Annotated in this window: 23 protein-coding genes; 22 read left to right on the top strand and 1 reads right to left on the bottom strand. The window is 63.7% G+C overall.

The window, feature by feature from the left end:
* Nucleotides 1–11 precede the first annotated feature (11 nt).
* The 22 genes from AC5IJH_RS03490 to AC5IJH_RS03385 all read left to right on the top strand — a co-directional run bounded on the left by AC5IJH_RS03490 (nucleotide 12) and on the right by AC5IJH_RS03385 (nucleotide 17,587).
* A complete protein-coding gene (locus AC5IJH_RS03490; protein ID WP_491901406.1) occupies nucleotides 12–281 on the top strand; it encodes a flagellar biosynthetic protein FliQ in 270 nt (89 codons plus the stop codon).
* A 3-nt stretch (nucleotides 282–284) separates the two neighbouring features.
* Nucleotides 285–1,079: a flagellar biosynthetic protein FliR gene (locus tag AC5IJH_RS03485; RefSeq protein ID WP_491901405.1), complete on the top strand. Its 795-nt coding sequence runs from the start codon at nucleotides 285–287 to the stop codon at nucleotides 1,077–1,079.
* A gap of 24 nt (nucleotides 1,080–1,103) precedes the next feature.
* Nucleotides 1,104–2,408: an EscU/YscU/HrcU family type III secretion system export apparatus switch protein gene (locus AC5IJH_RS03480; protein ID WP_491901404.1), complete on the top strand. Its 1,305-nt coding sequence runs from the start codon at nucleotides 1,104–1,106 to the stop codon at nucleotides 2,406–2,408.
* Nucleotides 2,405–4,525 carry a flagellar biosynthesis protein FlhA gene (gene flhA / locus AC5IJH_RS03475; protein ID WP_491901403.1) on the top strand — a complete coding sequence of 707 codons (2,121 nt, stop codon included), beginning with the start codon at nucleotides 2,405–2,407 and terminating at the stop codon, nucleotides 4,523–4,525. The genes AC5IJH_RS03480 and flhA overlap by 4 nt, the downstream gene beginning before the upstream one ends.
* 278 nt (nucleotides 4,526–4,803) lie before the next feature.
* Entirely contained in the window at nucleotides 4,804–5,514 is a 711-nt protein-coding gene (locus AC5IJH_RS03470) for a FliA/WhiG family RNA polymerase sigma factor (protein WP_491901402.1), read from the top strand.
* A 40-nt stretch (nucleotides 5,515–5,554) separates the two neighbouring features.
* Nucleotides 5,555–5,785 carry a FliM/FliN family flagellar motor switch protein gene (locus AC5IJH_RS03465; protein WP_491901401.1) on the top strand — a complete coding sequence of 77 codons (231 nt, stop codon included), beginning with the start codon at nucleotides 5,555–5,557 and terminating at the stop codon, nucleotides 5,783–5,785.
* A gap of 239 nt (nucleotides 5,786–6,024) precedes the next feature.
* Nucleotides 6,025–6,666: a cyclic di-GMP-binding domain-containing protein, MshE-related gene (locus AC5IJH_RS03460; protein ID WP_491901400.1), complete on the top strand. Its 642-nt coding sequence runs from the start codon at nucleotides 6,025–6,027 to the stop codon at nucleotides 6,664–6,666.
* Between the two features lie 68 nt (nucleotides 6,667–6,734).
* Nucleotides 6,735–7,469 (top strand): flagellar hook-basal body protein, encoded by a 735-nt coding sequence (locus AC5IJH_RS03455; protein ID WP_491901399.1) that lies wholly within the window; start codon nucleotides 6,735–6,737, stop codon nucleotides 7,467–7,469.
* Nucleotides 7,470–7,499: 30 nt separating this feature from the next.
* Nucleotides 7,500–8,288, top strand: a complete 789-nt coding sequence (gene flgG, locus AC5IJH_RS03450) for a flagellar basal-body rod protein FlgG (RefSeq protein ID WP_491901398.1) — start codon at nucleotides 7,500–7,502, stop codon at nucleotides 8,286–8,288.
* A gap of 34 nt (nucleotides 8,289–8,322) precedes the next feature.
* The gene (locus AC5IJH_RS03445) at nucleotides 8,323–8,781 is read left to right on the top strand and encodes a hypothetical protein (protein WP_491901397.1); all 459 of its coding nucleotides are present in this window, start codon (nucleotides 8,323–8,325) and stop codon (nucleotides 8,779–8,781) included.
* Nucleotides 8,778–9,524 carry a flagellar basal body L-ring protein FlgH gene (locus tag AC5IJH_RS03440; protein ID WP_491901396.1) on the top strand — a complete coding sequence of 249 codons (747 nt, stop codon included), beginning with the start codon at nucleotides 8,778–8,780 and terminating at the stop codon, nucleotides 9,522–9,524. The genes AC5IJH_RS03445 and AC5IJH_RS03440 overlap by 4 nt, the downstream gene beginning before the upstream one ends.
* A gap of 43 nt (nucleotides 9,525–9,567) precedes the next feature.
* Entirely contained in the window at nucleotides 9,568–10,665 is a 1,098-nt protein-coding gene (locus tag AC5IJH_RS03435) for a flagellar basal body P-ring protein FlgI (protein WP_491901497.1), read from the top strand.
* Entirely contained in the window at nucleotides 10,662–10,979 is a 318-nt protein-coding gene (locus tag AC5IJH_RS03430; RefSeq protein ID WP_491901395.1) for a hypothetical protein, read from the top strand. Before AC5IJH_RS03435 ends, AC5IJH_RS03430 begins: the two co-directional genes overlap by 4 nt.
* A 45-nt stretch (nucleotides 10,980–11,024) precedes the next feature.
* Nucleotides 11,025–11,309, top strand: a complete 285-nt coding sequence (flgM, locus tag AC5IJH_RS03425; protein WP_491901394.1) for a flagellar biosynthesis anti-sigma factor FlgM — start codon at nucleotides 11,025–11,027, stop codon at nucleotides 11,307–11,309.
* A 35-nt stretch (nucleotides 11,310–11,344) separates the two neighbouring features.
* Nucleotides 11,345–11,665 (top strand): hypothetical protein, encoded by a 321-nt coding sequence (locus tag AC5IJH_RS03420; protein ID WP_491901393.1) that lies wholly within the window; start codon nucleotides 11,345–11,347, stop codon nucleotides 11,663–11,665.
* Entirely contained in the window at nucleotides 11,653–13,065 is a 1,413-nt protein-coding gene (gene flgK / locus AC5IJH_RS03415; protein ID WP_491901392.1) for a flagellar hook-associated protein FlgK, read from the top strand. The genes AC5IJH_RS03420 and flgK overlap by 13 nt, the downstream gene beginning before the upstream one ends.
* Nucleotides 13,066–13,205: 140 nt before the next feature.
* Entirely contained in the window at nucleotides 13,206–14,102 is an 897-nt protein-coding gene (locus tag AC5IJH_RS03410) for a flagellin N-terminal helical domain-containing protein (protein WP_491901496.1), read from the top strand.
* A 296-nt stretch (nucleotides 14,103–14,398) separates the two neighbouring features.
* Nucleotides 14,399–14,782 carry a cupin domain-containing protein gene (locus AC5IJH_RS03405; protein WP_491901391.1) on the top strand — a complete coding sequence of 128 codons (384 nt, stop codon included), beginning with the start codon at nucleotides 14,399–14,401 and terminating at the stop codon, nucleotides 14,780–14,782.
* 32 nt (nucleotides 14,783–14,814) lie between these two features.
* Nucleotides 14,815–15,603 carry an SDR family oxidoreductase gene (locus tag AC5IJH_RS03400; RefSeq protein ID WP_491901390.1) on the top strand — a complete coding sequence of 263 codons (789 nt, stop codon included), beginning with the start codon at nucleotides 14,815–14,817 and terminating at the stop codon, nucleotides 15,601–15,603.
* A 77-nt stretch (nucleotides 15,604–15,680) separates the two neighbouring features.
* On the top strand, nucleotides 15,681–16,652 hold the full coding sequence (locus AC5IJH_RS03395) for a ring-cleaving dioxygenase (RefSeq protein WP_491901389.1): 972 nt from the start codon (nucleotides 15,681–15,683) through the stop codon (nucleotides 16,650–16,652).
* Nucleotides 16,653–16,664: 12 nt separating this feature from the next.
* Complete coding sequence (locus AC5IJH_RS03390; RefSeq protein WP_491901388.1) at nucleotides 16,665–17,357, top strand: alpha/beta hydrolase; 693 nt, start codon at nucleotides 16,665–16,667, stop codon at nucleotides 17,355–17,357.
* 86 nt (nucleotides 17,358–17,443) lie between these two features.
* Entirely contained in the window at nucleotides 17,444–17,587 is a 144-nt protein-coding gene (locus AC5IJH_RS03385; protein ID WP_491901387.1) for a DUF3309 family protein, read from the top strand.
* A gap of 29 nt (nucleotides 17,588–17,616) precedes the next feature.
* On the opposite strand, the gene AC5IJH_RS03380 is transcribed toward AC5IJH_RS03385, so the two are convergent.
* Entirely contained in the window at nucleotides 17,617–17,820 is a 204-nt protein-coding gene (locus tag AC5IJH_RS03380; RefSeq protein WP_491901386.1) for a hypothetical protein, read from the bottom strand.
* Nucleotides 17,821–18,076: the final 256 nt, after the last annotated feature.

Genomic DNA, 18,076 nt, shown 5'->3' with positions numbered 1-18,076 from the left:
CGGAGAAACAGATGACGCCCGACCAGGTCTCCGAACTGATGCGCATGACGCTGCATGAAGCGCTGATCCTGAGCCTTCCTGTTCTCGTGATTGCGGGTCTTTCCAGTCTGATCATCAGCCTGGTCCAGACCCTCACGTCGTTGCAGGACCAGACGCTCTCGACCGTGCCTCGCCTGCTGATCGTTGCAGGCGTCCTGCTGGTCGGCATGCCGTGGTTCATGCACCGGCTGGTCTACTTCACCGGATCGCTGCTGGGCGACCTGCACCGCTTCGCGAGCTAGCCGATGCCGACTCTCGCGTCACTTCCGAACGATTGGGCCGCATTCCTGACGACCGCACTGCTGGTGTGTATCCGGGTGAGTGGTTTGTTTGTCTTTGCGCCCATCTTTTCCTCGCAAGCGCTGCCGGTCAAGGTGAAGGCCACATTCCTAGTGGCGCTTACTGCACTGCTGACACCGCTCGCTGCCGGGCTGCCCGGTGCGCACGCGACGATCGATCTGCGGAGCATTCTGGGTGAGCTGGGTGTTTCGGCTGTGCTGGGCCTCACGCTCTCCATGCTGAATGAGCTCGCCTCGCTTGCCGGGCAAATCCTCGGCCTGCAGTTCAGCTTCTCGCTGGTCAACCTGCTCGACCCGAACAGTTCGGTGCAGACACCGCTGCTGTCGCAGATGCTCGGGTTGTTTGAGACGACGGTGCTGCTCGCGGCCGGGCTCCACCGTGTGCTGCTAAGCGCATTGCTGCGGACCTTCGTAACGGTTCCGGTGGGGGCTGGTATCGCGCCGCGTGACATCGGGCTGCCGTTGATCGGGCTCACCGGTGGGGTGTTCCTGGCTGCACTGCAGCTCGCGTTGCCGGTGCTCTCGGCCACGCTGCTCGTCGAGATCGGTGTCGCGCTGATGGCGCGCCTCGCACCGCAGCTTCCGGTTCTCTCGCTCACGGTTCCTGTAAAGACGCTGCTTGGCTACGGCATGCTGATCGGCTCGCTCGCGCTGTGGCCGGCGTTCTTCGAAGCGCGCTTCGAGGGCCTACTAAACAGCGCGCAAACCATGCTGGCCGGACTGGCCGCCCACCCTGCCTGATCGAGTACACGAGGAGTTTTGTTGATGAGCAGTGATCGCACAGAGAAAGCCAGTCCGCAAAAGCGCCAGAAAGCCATTGAGAAAGGCGACCGACCGCGCAGTCGCGACCTGGTCTCCTCGGCTGGCCTGCTCGCCGGCAGTCTCACCCTGGGCTGGGCTGTGCGGCTGTGGCTTCCGGTGTGGCGGCACGCGTACGAACAGTCTCTCGTCCTGATGCGTGAGCGGGAGCTGACCGGTGATGCGCTGAGCACGGCGATGGTCCACATTATCGTGACCGGTGCGGCGCCGTGCCTGCTGGTCATGCTCGCAGCGGCGTTGGCCAGCCTGGTCGTCGCCGTGGCTCAGAACCAGGGCATCACCATCCATCCGGATGGACTGACGCCGCGCTGGTCGAAGCTCAATCCGTTCGAGAACGCAAAGCATATCGTCTCGACGCGCTCGCTGGTGCGCCTGGGCCGTTCGCTGGTTCCAGTGGCGCTGCTCGCGTATGAGTGGTTTCGCTTCCTTACATCGCTCGCGCAACTGCCGGCTTTCAGCCTCGCGCACATTCCTGAGGTGCTGGGCGATGCATATGAGCTGCTCGTCAACACCGCGTGGATCCTGCTGGCCTGGTCGCTGATCGACTTCCTGGTCGAGTGGCGGCAGTGGGAGAGCCGCCTCAAGATGACCAAGCAGGAGATGCGTGAGGAGTTCAAGGAGAGCGAAGGCAATCCGCAGATGAAAAGCCGCATCCGCGGCCTGCAGCGGCAGATGCGTCGCCGCAACCTGCGCGCTGATGTGCGCAAGGCGAGCGTGGTCATCACCAATCCCACGCACTATGCGGTGGCGCTGTCCTTCGACATGAGCACGATGGAAGCGCCCAAGGTGCTGGCCAAGGGCAGAGATCTGTTCGCCGCGCAGATTCGTGAAGAGGCGCGCTGGGCGGGCATTCCGCTGGTGGAGAATCCGCCATTGGCCCGCTCGCTGTACCGCGCCGTCGAGCCGGGGCAGAACATCCCGGGCGAACTCTACGCCGCCGTGGCTGCAATTCTCGCTTACCTCTTCCGGCAGGAGGCTGAGGAGCGCATGCGCCGCATGCGCGCGCATCAGCAGACGTCTTCAGCGGCTGTTCCGGGTGCGAGCACGCAAACCTCTGGCGCGAGAGCCACCCGAGATGTGACGAATCCAGGGCGGCCGAACGCAGCGCCACGCCCGGCAACCACGCAAGGGCCAACACCCACGCGCACAACATCGAGGCGCGCGACAACAGAGCGCACGTCGACAGAACCTACGCTCGCCAATCTGGCCGGCCTTGCGCTGCGGCCGATCCCCTCTGAGGACACGCTATGAGCACCGCCGCCCCTCTCGCCGTACCTGGCACACCATCGTCCGCAGCTGCTCCCTGGCTGCGCCGTCTGAACGGAATGCGCGCCTTCGCGCTGCCGGCTGCCGCGATCAGCATTGTGTTCGTGATGCTGATTCCGCTGCCCGCCATAGTGCTCGACCTGCTGCTCGGGATATCGATTGCAGCCGCTGTCCTTGTGTTTCTCGCCGCGGTGCAGGTGCGCAAGGCTGTCGACTTCTCTGTCTTCCCAACGCTCCTTCTGCTGCTCACGCTGTTCCGGCTCTCGCTGAATATTGCGTCCAGCCGCCGCATTCTGCTGCATGGCGGCGAGGGCACGGCCGCGGCGGGAAGTGTGATCGAGGCGTTCGGGCAGTTCGTGGTCGGCGGAAATTACGTTGTCGGCTTTGTCCTGTTCCTCGCCCTGATCGCGATTCAATTCCTGGTCGTCAGCCATGGCGCGGTGCGCACGGCCGAGGTGACGGCGCGCTTCACGCTTGACGCGCTGCCGGGCAAGCAGATGGCGATCGATGCCGATCTCAACGCCGGGTTGATCGATGAAGTCTCAGCACGCAAACGCCGCGAGGCAGTGGCGCGCGAGGCCGAGTTCTATGGCGCCATGGATGGCGCTGCACGCTTCAATCAGCGTGATTCGATGGCGACCATCCTGATCACAGCCATCAACATCATCGCGGGTCTGCTGATCGGAACGCTGCAGCAGGGCGTAGCGCTGGCCGATGCGGTGAAGACGTACACCATCCTCACCGTGGGCGATGGGCTGGTGACGATGATTCCGTCGTTGCTGGTTTCGGTGGCAGGCGGCATGGTGCTCACCCGCGCATCGTCGGCTGGCGCACTGGGGGCGGAGCTGGGCGAGCAGCTACTCGGCCGCGCATCGACCTTGTACCTGGCGGGAGGAGTGCTGGGCGCGATGGCGCTGGTGCCAGGGCTGCCCAAGCTGCCCTTCGTACTGGTGGCCGGCGCGCTGCTGTTCACGGGCCGCCAGGTCGCACGGCGTCATGCCGTTCCGGACGCGACCGTCGCTGCGGCAGAGACGGCAAAGAAGGATGCAGAGAAGGCACAGGGCGAGAACCTGGCCGGCCTGCTGCGCATGGACGAGCTCTCGCTCGAGATCGGTTTCCAGTTGATACCGCTGGTGGATGAGAAGCAGGGCGGGCAGATGCTGCCGCGCATCCGCACGCTGCGCCGGCATCTGGCCACTGAGCTTGGCTTCATCGTGCCACCCGTTCATATCGCGGACAATCTGCGACTGAAGCCCAGGGAATATGTCGTCTCGTTGCGCGGGGTCGAGATTGGCCGCTGGCAGACCGAGGCGAATCAACTGCTGGCTGTTTCGGCAGACACAAATGCGCGCCCGCTGCCGGGCCGTGAGACACGCGAGCCCGCGTTTGGTGTGCCGGCACGCTGGATCGCTCCGGCACTCGAAGAGCAGGCACTGGCTGCCGGGTACTCGGTGGTCGATCCGACCACGGTGATCACCATGCACTTATCCGAGCTGGTGCGGCGCTACGCGCACGAGCTGCTCAGCCGAGCGGAGACCAAGCGCCTGATGGACACGCTGCAGGAGTCGCACCCCAAGCTCATGGAAGAGCTGGTCCCGAAGGTGATGACGCTTGGAGAGGTGCAGCGCGTGCTCCAGCAGCTGTTGCGCGAGCAGGTTTCCATCCGCGACCTGGGCACCATCCTCGAGGTGCTGGTCGAAGCCGCGCCGAGCAACAAGGCGTTGCCCTTCCTGGTCGAGCAGTGCCGCCAGGCGATGGGCCGACGGTTGGTCCAGCCGCACCTGGACGCAGAGGGAGCGCTGCCGGTGCTGCTGCTCGACCCGGCGATCGACGAAGAACTGCAGGCCTGCTTCGGCGACGGCGGACGGGTGGTCAGCGACCGCAGCGCGTTGAGCGTCCCGGTGGTGCGCCGGCTGACCGATTCTTTGAAGCGGCTAAGCGGGACCGGGGGTACGACGGCATGGCCCGTGCTTCTGTGTCAGAGTCCGGCGCGATATCACATCCGTCGCTGGCTGGAACCATCGGTGCCGCGGCTGACAGTGCTGGCTCCGGCCGAGGTGCCAGCCGAGGTGCGGATCCGATCGCTGGGCACGGTGCGGTAGGCAGGCGGCAGAGGAAGTATTTCGACAGATACGAGTTCATGGTGACGACGGAGGCTTCAGTGGCGGCAATGGCACGATCAGCGCGGCTCGGCGCAGCAGACACGAAAACGCAACAGAAGACCGGTGCTTGCCAAAGTGGGACGACTCTTCCGGTCAGCCTGCTGAGTGCGGGCCGCACGGCATCGCGGGTAGAGGAAAAGGGCACGGAACACGTCAGCTTGCCTGGCGATGGAGCTTCGCACGACGTGGCATCGAAGCCGCGCGAAAGCGGAGTGCCCATGTCCGAGGAGAGCCTGCGCGAGCACCTGCCGATGGTGCGTTTCCTTGCGCTGCGCATCCGCGAGCGCCTGCCCCAGCAGGTAGAGATGGAAGACCTGATGAGCGCCGGTATTGTCGGGCTGCTCGATGCGTTCCAGAAGTTCGATCCAGCGAAGAAGGTGCAGTTCCGCACCTACGCCCAGTTTCGTGTACGCGGCGCGATCCTGGACAGCCTGCGCGCGCTCGACTGGGGCCCGCGTGAACTGCGTCGGAAGGGAAGGGCCGTCGAGGAGGCGATCCGCAGCCTGACCACTCGCATGGGCCGCGCGCCGAGCGAGACGGAGATCGCGCTTGAGATGGGGCTGTCGCTCGATGCATACCAGGAGCTTCTGGGTGACCTGTCGGGCCTTGAGATCGCCAGCCTGAACGCCGCTCCCGGTGAGGAGAGCGAAATGGAGACGCTCTCGCTGTTGCCGGCCGGTCCGGAGGACGATCCATTCCTGCAGTGCCAGAGCGGCGAGATGCGAGCCCTGCTGGCCGGTGCGATCGCGGAGCTGCCGGAGCGCGAGCGCCTGGTGCTAAGTCTCTACTATTACGAAGAGCTGACCATGCGCGAGGTCGGCGCCACCCTGGGAGTGGTCGAATCGCGAGTCTCGCAGTTGCATTCTTCAGCCATGGCGCGCCTGCGTGTCGCGCTGCACGCGCCCCGCAGCCACGCGGCGCGCGCATAAACGTCACTGATCTCTGAACAGAACCGGAAAAGAAGGAACCATGCTGGACAAACTGCTTGATATCGAACTGGAAGCGACCATCTGCTTCGGCGCGCGGGAGATGTCGCTGGCCGAGCTGCTCGAAGTGGGGCCGGGCGCGGTCATTCCTTTGGACCGCCAGGTGACCGATCCGGTGGATCTGATGATTGGCGATCGCGTGGTCGCCCGGGGAGAGGTGGTTCTGGTGCAGGGCAAATTCGGGTTGCGCGTTACCGAGGTGCTGTCGGCATGAGCGCCGGGCGCAGCGACGTCTCTGCCCAGCCACGGCCAAGGTCCGGACCAAGCTGGTCCGATGCGTGCGGCAACCCGGACTGTCAGACCGGGTGGTTGCAGACGCTGCGCCGGCGAGGTGCGCCCCGATTTGAGGGCAACTGGGCGTGCAGTACAGTCTGCATAGAGCAGATCATCGCCCGCGCACTGCGTACGGAGATTGAAAATTGGGACTTCGCACCGCCGGAGCGGTCCCTACGAATGCCCCTTGGGCTGATTCTGCTCAGTCGTGGCTGGATCCGTCAGCGCGAGCTGCAGGAGGCCCTGGCAGCACAGCGCCAGGCGGGACGCGGGCGCATCGGAGACTGGCTGCGTGAGTTGCACGGCATCTCTGGAGAGACGATTGCGAAGGCATTGGCCGTGCAGTGGAACTGCGCAGTACTTGCCGAAGCGAATGCCGGTATTGAGCTTGCGCCGCGAGCCATGCCGGCCCTGCTGCAGCGTCGCTACGATCTGCTGGTGTTGTCGCGGCATTCGGATGGAGCGCTGTTTTTATCGGGCCGCTGCCGCGCTGACCATGCCGCGGCGCGGGCTTTGGAGCACATTGTCGGCAGCCCCGTCACTCCGATCTTTGTTACCGACGAGCTGTGGCGGCAGTGGGAAGCGGCGGTAGTCGAGCCGGAGATCGAGCCAGCAACCGGGGGCAGTCCTCGACGGGACGGCGCCGCGGCGGCCATCCAGGCTCAGCTCGAGCGCGCGCGTCCAGCAGGAGCACGGCTGGTTCGCATGCACGATCATTTGTGGTTACGAATGTGGCAGAAATCTCCAAACACGGATGTTGAGGACGTGGTGCTGCCCCTGCGCCCAACGCCTGAGCCGTCTTCAGTCCTTAGCCTTTCCTAAGATGGCGCGTGGTTGCGCCCGCCCAGTGTGGCCGCCGGATTGCATCAGCATCGGGCAGGAGAGCACAGATGGACAGCGGCTACTACGCAGCCTATTCCGCACTGCTGGCGCGCACCCAGGCACTCGACAGTGCGTCAAGCAATCTGGCCAATGCGAACACGGCCGGGTTTCGTGCGCAACGCGAGTTCTTCCGCGATGCGCTTGCCGGGGAAGGTGCGGGCGACTCGCAGCTCAACGGCACAGTCAATCGCTATGGCGTGCTGGGCGGGAGCCAACTGGATCTCGGCCAGGGTGCGCTGACGCGAACCGGCAGCGCAACGGATGCAGCGATTCAGGGTGACGGTTTCTTCGCCATCCAGACCGGCCAGGGAGAGCGCTACACCCGCGATGGCTCATTCGAGCGTACCGCCACCGGATTGCTGGTCGACCATGCGAGTCATCCAGTGCTCGACACCGCTCACCGCACGATCGTGGTGCCCAGCGGCACGCTCGCCATCGGAGTGGATGGGTCAGTCTCCGTCGATGGCGGTGTAGTGGCGCAGATCGGCGTGTTTAGCGCGCCGGCGACCAGCCTGGTTGCCGAGGGATCGAACCAGTACCGTGTCACTGATCCGACCCAATTGAAGCCGAGCCGGAACTTCAGCGTGGCGCAGGGCGAGCTGGAAGGCTCGAACCAGGATGTGATCGGCGGCAGCCTGCAATTGCTGATCGTGCAGCGCCAGGCCGAGATGATGCAGAAGGCGCTTAGCGTCTTTCACAACGATTTTGATCGTGCCGCGGCAGAAGAACTGCCGAAGGTCTAGTGCGGTCCGCGCACCAGAAGGAGAATTCCGATGATCCGAGCGCTCTATACAGCAGCCAGTGGCATGAGTGCCCAGCAGCTGAACCTGGACACGATCGCCAACAATCTGGCGAACTCTTCAACGGCAGGCTTCCGTCAGACACGCCTGCAGTTTCAGGACATGCTCTACCAGAACATGGTGACCCCGGGGGCGGCGCAGAGCAATCAGACCGTCTCGGCCGGGCTGCAGATCGGATTGGGCACCAAGTCGTCTGCAACTGAGGTCATCATGACGCAGGGCGACCTGAACCAGACGAACAATCCTTACGATGTCGCGATCGAGGGCTCCGGCTTCTTCCAGGTGCAGCGCCCCGACGGCACAACGGCGTATACACGCTCCGGCAGCTTTCACCTGAACAATCAGGGCAGCATCGTGACCGCGGCGGGGGATCTGCTGCAGCCGTCCATCACGATTCCGCCGAACGCGATTTCGGTCACGATCACGCAGTATGGCCAGGTGAATGCAAGCCTGCCAGGACAGCAAAACCCTCAGCAACTGGGACAGTTGCAATTGGCGACCTTCGCCAATCCGGGCGGACTTGAAGCGGTCGGCGGCAACCTCTTCCGCGCGACGCTTTCTTCCGGGGATGCGGTTACCGGCAATCCCGGCGGGACGGAGGGTCTGGGACAGGTGCAGCAAGGGTATCTGGAAGGCTCGAATGTCGATGTGGTGAGCGAGTTCGTCCAGATGGTGCTCGCACAGCGTGCCTACGAGAGCAACTCAAAGGTAATCAAGGCAGCAGACGACATGTACTCCCAGGTGAACGGCCTCTCGCGCTAACTGACGTCGCAGCCAATGTTACAGAAAGGAATCCATGAGGTGTCTTCGAACCGCTGTCCTCCTGTCTCTGCTTGCAGCCGTCGCCGGCGGGAGTGCGGCTCCCCTCCACGCGCAGATGCCCAACGGCTTTGACCTTCACGAGCGCGTTGATCCGATCTCCGGCCTGCGCTGGGTTGAGGTGCGGGATTCGGTGCACCCGGCAGCGCCTCCACGGCTCGCGCTCGCCCCCGAAGCGCTTACCGTCACCGCCGGTCGAGCCGTGCCGGCCGCACACCGCGCCGCGGCAGATTGTGTCCGTTCTGGTGATCGGTTGCGGATCCAGAGCGAGACATCGTCTGGCGGCACGATCACGCTCGAAGCGCGTGCGCTCACTGGCGCGGCCTGCGGACGCCACTTGCGTGCACGTCTTGCGTTGACCGGGGCAGTGGTGGAGGTTGCAGTCAGCGCGCCTGGAACCGCTAGCCTGATCAGCCGTTGGGAGCGAGCTCGATGACAACGCTCCGCTCCGTCACACTTCCGCTCGCCGTCGCATCGTTGCTCTTCTTCATCTCGGCCGACGTGCGTGCCTCGGCGGCAATGACAAAATACCTCAACAGCAGAGACAGCGGCAGCCAGCACAGCCGCACCGATGAGTCCCTGGCTGCTTACATTGCGCGCGTGCAGGCAGAGAGTGCCGCTGAGCCGCGCACGCCGGGCGCAATCTGGAGCGAGAACGGTGCCCTGACCCGACTATCGACCGACGTGCGCGCGATGCATGCGCACGACCTGATCTCGATCGTGGTCGGTGAGACGCTCTCGGCATCGACCGATGGCTCGGTGAAGAATGCCCGCAGCTCGAATGCGAGCTCGCAGGTGGCTTCGCTGTTCAGCAAGCTATCGGCTGCGAATAGCCTGCAAAACCTCGTATCGCAAAACTCGGCCAGCGGGCTCACCGCTCAAGGCCAGAGCGTGACCAACTCGAGTCTGAACACGGTGGTGGGCGGCCAGGTGGTGGATGTGCTGCCGAACGGGATTCTGGTGATCGAAGCCGATCGTCAGGTCGCCTTCAACCAGCAGACGCAGATGATCCGGCTGCGCGGACTGGTGCGGCCAAGCGATGTGAACGCTGCAAACCAGGTGCTCTCGACGGCGGTGACCGATCTTGAGCTGGAAGTTGTGGGAAAGGGAATCATCAATGACTACACCTATCGGCAGAACCCGCTCGTCCGCTTCTTGGAACGCCTGGTTATCTTTTAAGTCGCTGCGCGTGGCTCGTGTGCTCGCCCTGGTCACCGCAGGAATTCTGGTATGCGGTGCGATCCCCGGGCAGACTCCGCGGATAAGCGCGGGCCATCGCGTGCGCGTCAAGGATGTCGCATCCATTGAAGGCGTGCGCGACAACCAGCTCATCGGCTACGGCATCATCGTGGGCCTGCACGGAACGGGTGACAGCCAGCAGACCGTCTTCCCGGTGCAGACGTTGGTCTCGACGCTGCAGCGCATGGGCGTGAATGTGCCCGGCGGAGCAGGGAACGCCAACGCTTTACGGGTGCAGAATATGGCCGCTGTGTTTATCGCAGCCACTCTGCCGCCCTTCGCGGAGCCGGGCACCAAGCTCGATGTCACTGCGTCGTCTGCTGGTGACGCGCGCAGCCTGGATGGCGGACTCCTGCTGATGACCCCGCTCTACGGCCCCGATGGACGGATCTACGCCCAGGCACAAGGCCCCATCGTGCTTGGCGGCTATGCGGTCTCGGCAAATGGCAACGCGAAGATGATGAACCATCCGACCACTGGCCGTATCCCGGGGGGCGCGATGGTCGAACGGGGGGTTCCTCTCGACCTGGCTCGCCTGCCCACCCTCTCGCTGCTTCTGAACGATGCGGATTTCCGCACCACGCAGCGCATGGCCGAGTCGATCAACAGCGAGCTGGGACGTCCTCTGGCCCATGCGGCTGACAGCCGTCGGATCGATCTGCACCCCCAGGCGGGGGAGGACCTTCCGTCGCTGCTGGCGCGTGTGGAAGCTGTGGAGGTGGAGACGTTCCCCCGGGCCAAGGTCGTTGTCAACGAGCGCACCGGGACCGTGGTGATCGGTGGTGACGTGAGGCTGCAGCCGGTATCGATCCTGCACGGCGGCCTGGCCGTGAATGTGGTGACCGAGCTGGCCGTTTCCCAGCCTGGACCGTTCAGTGGGGGCGCGACCCAGGTAGTCCCGCAGACGACGATTGAGGCGCAGGACAAGCCTGTGAACCGGATTGTGCTCCATCAGGGCGCAACGGTCGATGATCTGGTGCAGAATTTGCAGGGTATTGGCGCCAGCGCGCGCGACGTGATCTCGATCCTGCAGGCGATGAAGGAAGCCGGCGCCCTCGAGGCCGAGTTGGAGGTACTGTGAGTGCGTTCGAGATCCACCCCACCCATGGTGCGGCGCCGACCCACCCCGCGCCGGCAGCGCAGCCAAGACTCGAACGCTCTGCGCACGAGTTCGAGGCCAGCCTCATGTCCGAGCTGCTGAAGCCCATGCAGAGCGGGCTGAATGACAACGAGGATGGCAGCGAGGGCGCTCTGGCGGGCTTCGCCTCCGAGTCGCTGGCCAAGGCGATCTCCGAACGCGGTGGATTCGGGATTGCCAATCGGATCCTGCACCAGCTTGCGCCAGGCGCGAAGCAGAATCCTGCCCCAATCGGGCAGGGAAGCAGGATCGGGTAAAGGTTGGGGCGGAACCGCCGATAAGTTCCCTGAGGAGACCTGTCCATGAACATCAGGGAGATCACAAACCTTCCCGCGCTGGAACAAAGCCCGGGAGTCAGCTCATCGGCTCGGGGTCTGCAGTCTACCGATACCGCAGCAAGTCGGACGTCTCTTCGACCGGACCGCGCGGATGTGAGCGCGCTGGCTGCGTCGCTGGCTCATGCCGCGGACCAGCCGGACGTGCGTCAGGAGAGAGTGGCGGCGTTGCAGCAGCAGCTCGCCGCGGGCACGTACCAGGTGTCACCTTCGGACGTGGCTGATGCGTTGCTGCGCAGCTTCGGCAGGTAGGCAGAGAGTTACTTAAAAGCGAGGGTGAGAACAGGATGAGGAAAAGCGAGACTACACAGCACGTACCAGCCGGCCAGGTTGAACGCACACTCGACCTCGCAGTGGAAGGACTCGTCGCGTTGAACACGGAGAGCCTTGAGCACCTCTCCGTGCTCTGCCGCGAGTGGGAGAGCGGTACGCGTCGGCTGGCGGCGACTGAGGGCACGCTGGCTCGCTTCTCATGGAAGCTGCTGCTGCTTGATCGGCTACTGAAGCAGACGCGCACAAACCTAAACGTGCTTGGGCTTGAGCCGGTGGAGCGTTCGCCGCTCGAAGGTTATCGCCGGAGCGGGGGGCAAGACGCGTGGCTACACTAAATCAGGCTTGGAACATCGCCACTGGTGCGCTCGCCTCCGATCAGGCGGCCATCTCGGTTGTCTCGCAGAACGTAGCCAATGCGAACACGCCGGGTTACACGACGCAGGCGGTTCGCTGGGGGACCGCGGATACGCTTACGGTGGGTTCGCAGTCCCAGCCGACCGGAGTCGTGTTCGAAGGCGCTGCGTCGCAGCGCGACCGCGTTCTCAACCAGCGGATCGATCAGCAGACGCAGGATCAGGCTGACACGGCTGCGCGCCTGTCTGCCCTAAATGATCTCCAGTCCATCTTTTCGGGCGCGGTCGGAACCACGGGAAGTGCAAGCTCGAGCGATCTCGGCCAGCAGCTGAGCAGCTTCTTTGTGAGCTTCTCGCAGCTGGCTTCCGACCCATCGAACTCCACCCTCCGGACGGCGGTGCTGAGCGCGGCGACCAGCCTGGGCGACGGCTTCCGCCAGACCTCAGCCAGCATCACGGCGCAGCGGCAGGGGGTGGACCAGACGATCACCAGTGCGGCGACGCAGGTGCACACTCTGACCGCGAACATCGCCAGCCTGAATGCGAAGATCAGCTCGAACTCGCCGGGCACGGATGCGGGCACGCTTGAAGACCAGAGGCAATCGGAGATCCAGCAGCTATCGCAGCTGATCGGCATCCACACCATCCAGAATGAAAACAACAGCCTCACGCTGACCACACTTTCGGGTGCTGTGCTGGTGGCGGGGAGCACGAGTGGCGCAATCTCCCTCAACTCATCCGGAGGTGTCACCCACCTGTCGATTGGCGGAGTCGATCAGACGGCTGCATTGACTGGTGCGGGCGGGCAGATCGGCGGAGCACTGACAGCACGGGATAGCGATCTGGTCAAGGCCGGGTCGGCTGTGGACCAACTCGCCTTCAGTGTCGCTACTACTGTGAATGCGCAGCAGTCGCTCGGTGTCGACCTGAACGGATCTGCCGGCGCTCCGATCTTCAGCGTCGGCGCGAGTGCGGCCGGCACTGCGGCCAACATCGGCGTCCTGCTCACGGATCCAAAGGATGTCGCGGCGGGTGCGTCCGGGTCGGGCGCCCTGGATGGAACAAATGCAACAGCGCTGGCCGCCCTGGCGTCCGCCACCATCGTGAGCGGAGCGACACCGGCTGGTGCGTATGCCGCGCTCGTCGGGCAGGTCGGGAGCAGCGTAAGCGAATCGACTACGTCGCAGGCGGCGCAAAGTGCTTCGCTGACGCAACTCCACTCCCACCAGAGTGCGTTGTCCTCTGTGAGCCTGAATGAACAGGCGGCTCTGCTGCAGAGCTATGAGCAGGCTTACCAGGCGTCAGCGAAAGTCTTCACGATCCTGAATACCTTGATCGCCAGTGCGCTGAACCTCGGGACGGAAACGGCGGTCTCCGGTTAGGCACACGATGAGAAACATTGCGTGGTCATCCTGAGAGCCTCAATCGTTCATTGAGAGGCAAAGGAACGTCCTCAGGGAAGCGCAGCAAGTCAAGAGCTGAATGGAATACCAGGATTGTCCCAGGAAGGATCGGAGTGGCGATGCGAATGGATCCGAACTACGTCCAGCAGTTGACAACGGCGCTCTCCCAGAGCGGTGCCCAGCAGCAACGGATTGCAAGCGAGATATCAAGTGGGCTGCGCCTTTCCGGGATCGGAGACGATCCCGCAGCAGCCGCGCAGAATGTTCAGTTGAACGCGCGCCTCGTTGCGGACAGCAGCTTCTCCCAGACGGTGACCACGACGGAATCCCGGCTGCAGGCGACCGATTCGACGCTATCCGCAGTCGTTGATCAGATCACTCGCGCTATCTCGCTCGCCACGAGCGGCAATAATGGCACCAATACAGTGGCCAATCAGCAGAGCATCGCCCAGGAGCTTTCGGGCGTGCGCGATGAGATTCTCGGGCTCGCCAATACGAGCTACGCAGGCACGTACCTTTTCTCCGGCTCGAACAATAGCGTCAGTCCTTTCCAATTGGACACCTCATCCACGCCCGCCACGGTTACTTACAACGGCGATGCGCGCGTGAACACCATCAGCACTCCGGGTGGGCAGTCGATCGGGGTCAACCTTCCCGGCACCCAGGTCTTCTCGGCTGCTGGTGCGGACCTCTTCGGCACGTTGAATCAGCTCATCCAGGGATTTGCGACAGGGGATACGGCAACGACGACGCCGCTGGCTTCGCAGCTATCCGTTGTCCTCACTCAGGTCAGCTCGCAGCGGGCTTCGCTCGACAATTCGATTACCCGTCTGCAGAGCGCATCCACGTATGCCAGCGAGGAACGGACGCGGCTCACGGCGAACCAGACGAACCTGCTTGAGGCGGATCTACCCACGGTGGCAAACCAGCTCTCAACCAGCGAGACGCAGCAGTCTGCGCTCGAATCGGTCATCGTGAGCCTGGATAAGCAGGGATCTCTGTTCGATCGCTTGTAGTGGGTGCTCCTGCTGCCCGATCATGCGTCCGTCCTTCAGCGTGTCAGAAGGCGGCACCAATACTTGGCGCGCATTGTCCTGCGTCGGTCACGTTGCCGGGATGAGAACGACGGTTAGGCGAGCGCTCATCATCCACATCGAACAGCTTCAGCGCCACGTCGATTCAGTCACGGCGTAAGGTCGGCGAACGTTAGGGCGCACAGCATTTCTGTGATGGACGACTCGTCACACCTACCAAGTCGCGGCCGTGCGACGCTTGCCCCTCGCCTGCTATAAGGGATGCGCAGGAGGCTGGCATGGCAGACGCGGCAAGTGCGACCTATACGCGGTGGGACGAGGTTCAGATCGAGCAGATGAGCCCAACCATCGGGCGGCAGTTCATTGTTGGAACCGGGATGATGATCGCCCGTGTGCTGCTTAAGAAGGGTGCCGTGGTCCCCATGCACCAGCACCACAATGAGCAGATCACCTACATCCTCGAAGGGGCTCTGCGCTTCCTGATTAGCGGTGAGGAGATTGTGGTCCGGGCAGGAGAGGTACTCTGCATCCCGCCACATGTGCCGCACGAGGCGCATGCGCTTGAGGACACGGTGGATCTCGACGTCTTCAACCCACCTCGCGAAGACTGGATCAAGCGCGACGACGCCTATCTGCGCAGCGCGGTTCCAGCGCGCTCCTAACCGCGCGCCAATCACAGACCGACGGAGGCGTGATGGATTACGGAATCAAGGGACGCAGTGTGCTGGTCGCTGCGGCGAGCGAGGGCATCGCTCGTGCAGCGGCGGAAAAGTTCGCCAGCGAGGGAGCGCGGCTCGCGCTGTGCTCACGCGATGCGACGAAGCTCAACCACACCGCGGATGCGATTCGAAAGCAGTACGCGTGTGATGTCCTGGCCGAGACCTGCGATGTAACGGATGGCGCGACTGTTCGCCGCTTTGTCGATCGGGTTGCGTCGGAGTACGGCGGCGTGGACGTCTGCGTTCCGAATGCAGGCGGGCCGCCGGCGCGCGACTTTCTGGCGACAACGCCCGAGGAGTGGCAGCATGCAGTCGAGCTGAATCTCCTGAGTGTGGTCTACCTGGCGCATGCTGTGCTGCCACACATGCAGAAGCGCCGCTGGGGCCGAATCGTGACGATCACGTCCGTCTCGGTGCGTCAGCCGGTGGGCGACCTGGTGTACTCGAATACCGTACGGGCCGGGGTGGTCGGGTTGGTGAAGAGCCTGTCAAACGAGTTCGGCAAGGATGGGATCACTGTCAATAACGTGGCGCCCGGTTACACGACGACAGCGCGGCTGAACGAGCTGATTGCCGGCCGCGCGAAGGCTGCCGGCATAACAGATCAGCAATACGCCGATCAGTTGAGCGCCAGCGTGCCGCTGGCCCGTCTGGGGCAACCGGACGAGGTCGCGGATGCCATCGTCTGGCTGTCCTCTGAGCGCGCGTCCTACATCACGGGACAAACGCTGCTGGTGGATGGCGGAGCTTACCGGGGTCTCTAGAGGCCGTTCCGCAACCTTGTGCCTTCTCGCGCATCTCTCTTACGGCGACGCATGTCTGCCCGCAAGAGGAGGATTCGATGAGTGACGAACCAGAGCAGGCCGCTGGACCGCGGCCAATAGCCGGGCTCCATCACGTCACTGCGATTGCATCCGATCCGCAGCGCAACCTCGATTTCTACGGCAGCGTGCTGGGACTGCGCTTCGTCAAGCGCACCATCAACTTCGATGATCCCGGGACCTACCACTTTTACTTCGGAGACGATGCCGGGTCGCCGGGCACCATCCTGACCTTCTTCCCCTGGCCACACGCGCATCGCGGCGCGCCGGGAGTCGGCGAAACCTCTGTCACGGCCTACCGGGTTCCGGGCGCCTCACTGGGTTACTGGCAGGACCGGTTGACGCAGGCCGGGGTTCTCGTTGAGGAGGCGCCCGAACGCTTCGGCGACGGAGTGCTCAGCTTTGCCGATCCAGACGGCATGCGGCTTGAGTTGGTCGCGAGCGATGCCAACGCTCCGCATCCGGCACGCTTCAGCGATGTGCCCGTGGAGCACAGCATCCGCGGCTTCCATAGTGTGACGTTGTGCGAAGCCGGATTCGAGTCAACAGCAGCCGTGCTGCGCCTGATGGGTTACGAACAAACGCACGATACAGGCGGACGCTTTCGCTTCTCCGCAGCGGGCGATGCGCCGGGCAGTCACATCGATGTCCTGGTGCAGCCGCAGCTCACGTATGGACGACTGGGTGCGGGCAGTGTGCACCACATCGCATTTCGCGCGCCCGACGACGAGCAGCAGCGTGCGTGGCGCGAGGTGCTGAAGCAGGCTGGTCTGGACGTCACACCTGTGCTCGACCGCACGTACTTCCATTCCATCTACTTTCGGGAGCCGGGCGGCGTGCTGTTCGAGATCGCGACCGATCCGCCGGGATTCGCGCTTGATGAACTCCCGGAGTCGCTGGGCGAAGCACTGAAGCTGCCTGCGTGGCTTGAGCCGAAGCGGGAACTGATCGAGCGTACCCTGCCCCCAATCACGTTGCATCACAACCGGTAAGCAGGGATGGAAATGTGGGATCGATTCAGCCGGGACGGGGACACGAAGAATGACCCGCATCGCGGCGCCGCCGTACTGACCGAAGGAGTGCAGCTGAGCGACGCATCGCTCGTGTTGCTCATGCTGCACGGTCGTGGCGCGTCGGCCGCGGACATTCTCGGCCTCGGACGTGAGCTGGCCGATGTGCTGACGGATCGGGGCATCGCACTGCTGGCTCCACAGGCGGCGGGTTCGACCTGGTATCCAAATTCGTTCCTTGCGCCCCGCGCACAGAATGAGCCGTGGGTCACCTCGGCTCTGCGCCGCATAGAGAGCATTGTGCAGGAGTCTCTGGCTGCGGGCATCACGCCGGATCGCATCGTGCTTTGTGGCTTCTCGCAGGGCGCGTGTCTGGCGACCGAGTTCGCCGCCAGCTATCCCCGCCGCTATGCCGCGCTGCTTGCCTTTACGGGTGGCCTGATCGGAGAGCCCGGCACCAATCTGAGCCATCCCGGTTCGCTCGCAAAGACGCCGGTGTGGATGAGTTCGGGTGATCCGGATCCGCACGTTCCCTGGCAGCGCGTAGAGGAGTCCGGCGTCATCCTCACCGGGATGGGCGCTTCGGTCGAACTGCGGCGCTTCCCCGGCAGGCCTCACACCGTCGTACCAGCAGAGATTCGTGCGGCTCAGCGCTTGCTTGCCGCTATCGCGAGCCAGCCGCGCTAGAGCGCAAGCAGGTTTCCACGCCCATGCAACCTCATCGTGATCACAACTTCCTGCATCCGAGCTAGGGAAGTCACTTGGAGGTGACCGTGATCATTCTGCTGATTGTGCTGATTCTGCTGTTCGGGTTTGGCGGCTACCGGATGGGCCCTGGACTGGGCTATTACGGTGGGGGAGGCCTGAGCCTGATTCTGCTGATCGTGCTCGTGCTGTTCCTGTTGCACGTGATCTAGGCACGCATACCTGCAGCGGGCCGGCGGGGCTACTCGTAGACCGAGATCGCGAAGGTTTGCGGAACCCAAGTCGCCGGCTGCGCCACAAAGTTGTCGTCCTGCAGAATGGGGTGGGCAAGCGGCTCGACGGTTCGATCCGTCGTCCCAGTCCGGCTCGCCGCAGGAGCATCCTCCCCGGATGGCGAGGAGGGCATGGACGGCTTAGGCGCGGAGTGGGTTCCAATCGGCTGCATGACGCGAGTGTGCGGCTGACAGCCGAACATCTTCCATAGCACCTTGGTCGTGTGAAGTCATGACCGGGAGAGCCGACTGAGCGCTCGGGTTCCCCACAACGACGTGTTTCCGCGTTCTACTGCAATGGGTTAGCGCTCTGTTCTCAGATCGTGCCATTTTGGTCCGCCCTCGGCTAAGGTAACGGGTCCATGAGGTTACTAAGGGCATAATCCACTGGTGTCCTTCGGCATGCCACGTTAGTATCACGACCAGTGA

This window comes from Candidatus Dedyshia acidiphila, assembly GCF_051025295.1.
Classification (GTDB): Bacteria; Acidobacteriota; Terriglobia; order Terriglobales; family Acidobacteriaceae; genus KBS-83.
Note: the sequence above shows the minus strand (reverse complement) of the source record. Positions and strands in the feature narration are given on the sequence as shown.

Coding starts and splice junctions, on each gene's coding strand:
- AC5IJH_RS03490 (WP_491901406.1), top strand. CDS start 12: ATGACGCCCGACCAGGTCTCCGAACTGATGCGCATGACGCTGCATGAA.
- AC5IJH_RS03485 (WP_491901405.1), top strand. CDS start 285: ATGCCGACTCTCGCGTCACTTCCGAACGATTGGGCCGCATTCCTGACG.
- AC5IJH_RS03480 (WP_491901404.1), top strand. CDS start 1,104: ATGAGCAGTGATCGCACAGAGAAAGCCAGTCCGCAAAAGCGCCAGAAA.
- flhA (WP_491901403.1), top strand. CDS start 2,405: ATGAGCACCGCCGCCCCTCTCGCCGTACCTGGCACACCATCGTCCGCA.
- AC5IJH_RS03470 (WP_491901402.1), top strand. CDS start 4,804: ATGTCCGAGGAGAGCCTGCGCGAGCACCTGCCGATGGTGCGTTTCCTT.
- AC5IJH_RS03465 (WP_491901401.1), top strand. CDS start 5,555: ATGCTGGACAAACTGCTTGATATCGAACTGGAAGCGACCATCTGCTTC.
- AC5IJH_RS03460 (WP_491901400.1), top strand. CDS start 6,025: ATGCCCCTTGGGCTGATTCTGCTCAGTCGTGGCTGGATCCGTCAGCGC.
- AC5IJH_RS03455 (WP_491901399.1), top strand. CDS start 6,735: ATGGACAGCGGCTACTACGCAGCCTATTCCGCACTGCTGGCGCGCACC.
- flgG (WP_491901398.1), top strand. CDS start 7,500: ATGATCCGAGCGCTCTATACAGCAGCCAGTGGCATGAGTGCCCAGCAG.
- AC5IJH_RS03445 (WP_491901397.1), top strand. CDS start 8,323: ATGAGGTGTCTTCGAACCGCTGTCCTCCTGTCTCTGCTTGCAGCCGTC.
- AC5IJH_RS03440 (WP_491901396.1), top strand. CDS start 8,778: ATGACAACGCTCCGCTCCGTCACACTTCCGCTCGCCGTCGCATCGTTG.
- flgM (WP_491901394.1), top strand. CDS start 11,025: ATGAACATCAGGGAGATCACAAACCTTCCCGCGCTGGAACAAAGCCCG.
- AC5IJH_RS03420 (WP_491901393.1), top strand. CDS start 11,345: ATGAGGAAAAGCGAGACTACACAGCACGTACCAGCCGGCCAGGTTGAA.
- AC5IJH_RS03410 (WP_491901496.1), top strand. CDS start 13,206: ATGCGAATGGATCCGAACTACGTCCAGCAGTTGACAACGGCGCTCTCC.
- AC5IJH_RS03405 (WP_491901391.1), top strand. CDS start 14,399: ATGGCAGACGCGGCAAGTGCGACCTATACGCGGTGGGACGAGGTTCAG.
- AC5IJH_RS03400 (WP_491901390.1), top strand. CDS start 14,815: ATGGATTACGGAATCAAGGGACGCAGTGTGCTGGTCGCTGCGGCGAGC.
- AC5IJH_RS03395 (WP_491901389.1), top strand. CDS start 15,681: ATGAGTGACGAACCAGAGCAGGCCGCTGGACCGCGGCCAATAGCCGGG.
- AC5IJH_RS03390 (WP_491901388.1), top strand. CDS start 16,665: ATGTGGGATCGATTCAGCCGGGACGGGGACACGAAGAATGACCCGCAT.
- AC5IJH_RS03380 (WP_491901386.1), bottom strand. CDS start 17,820: ATGCAGCCGATTGGAACCCACTCCGCGCCTAAGCCGTCCATGCCCTCC.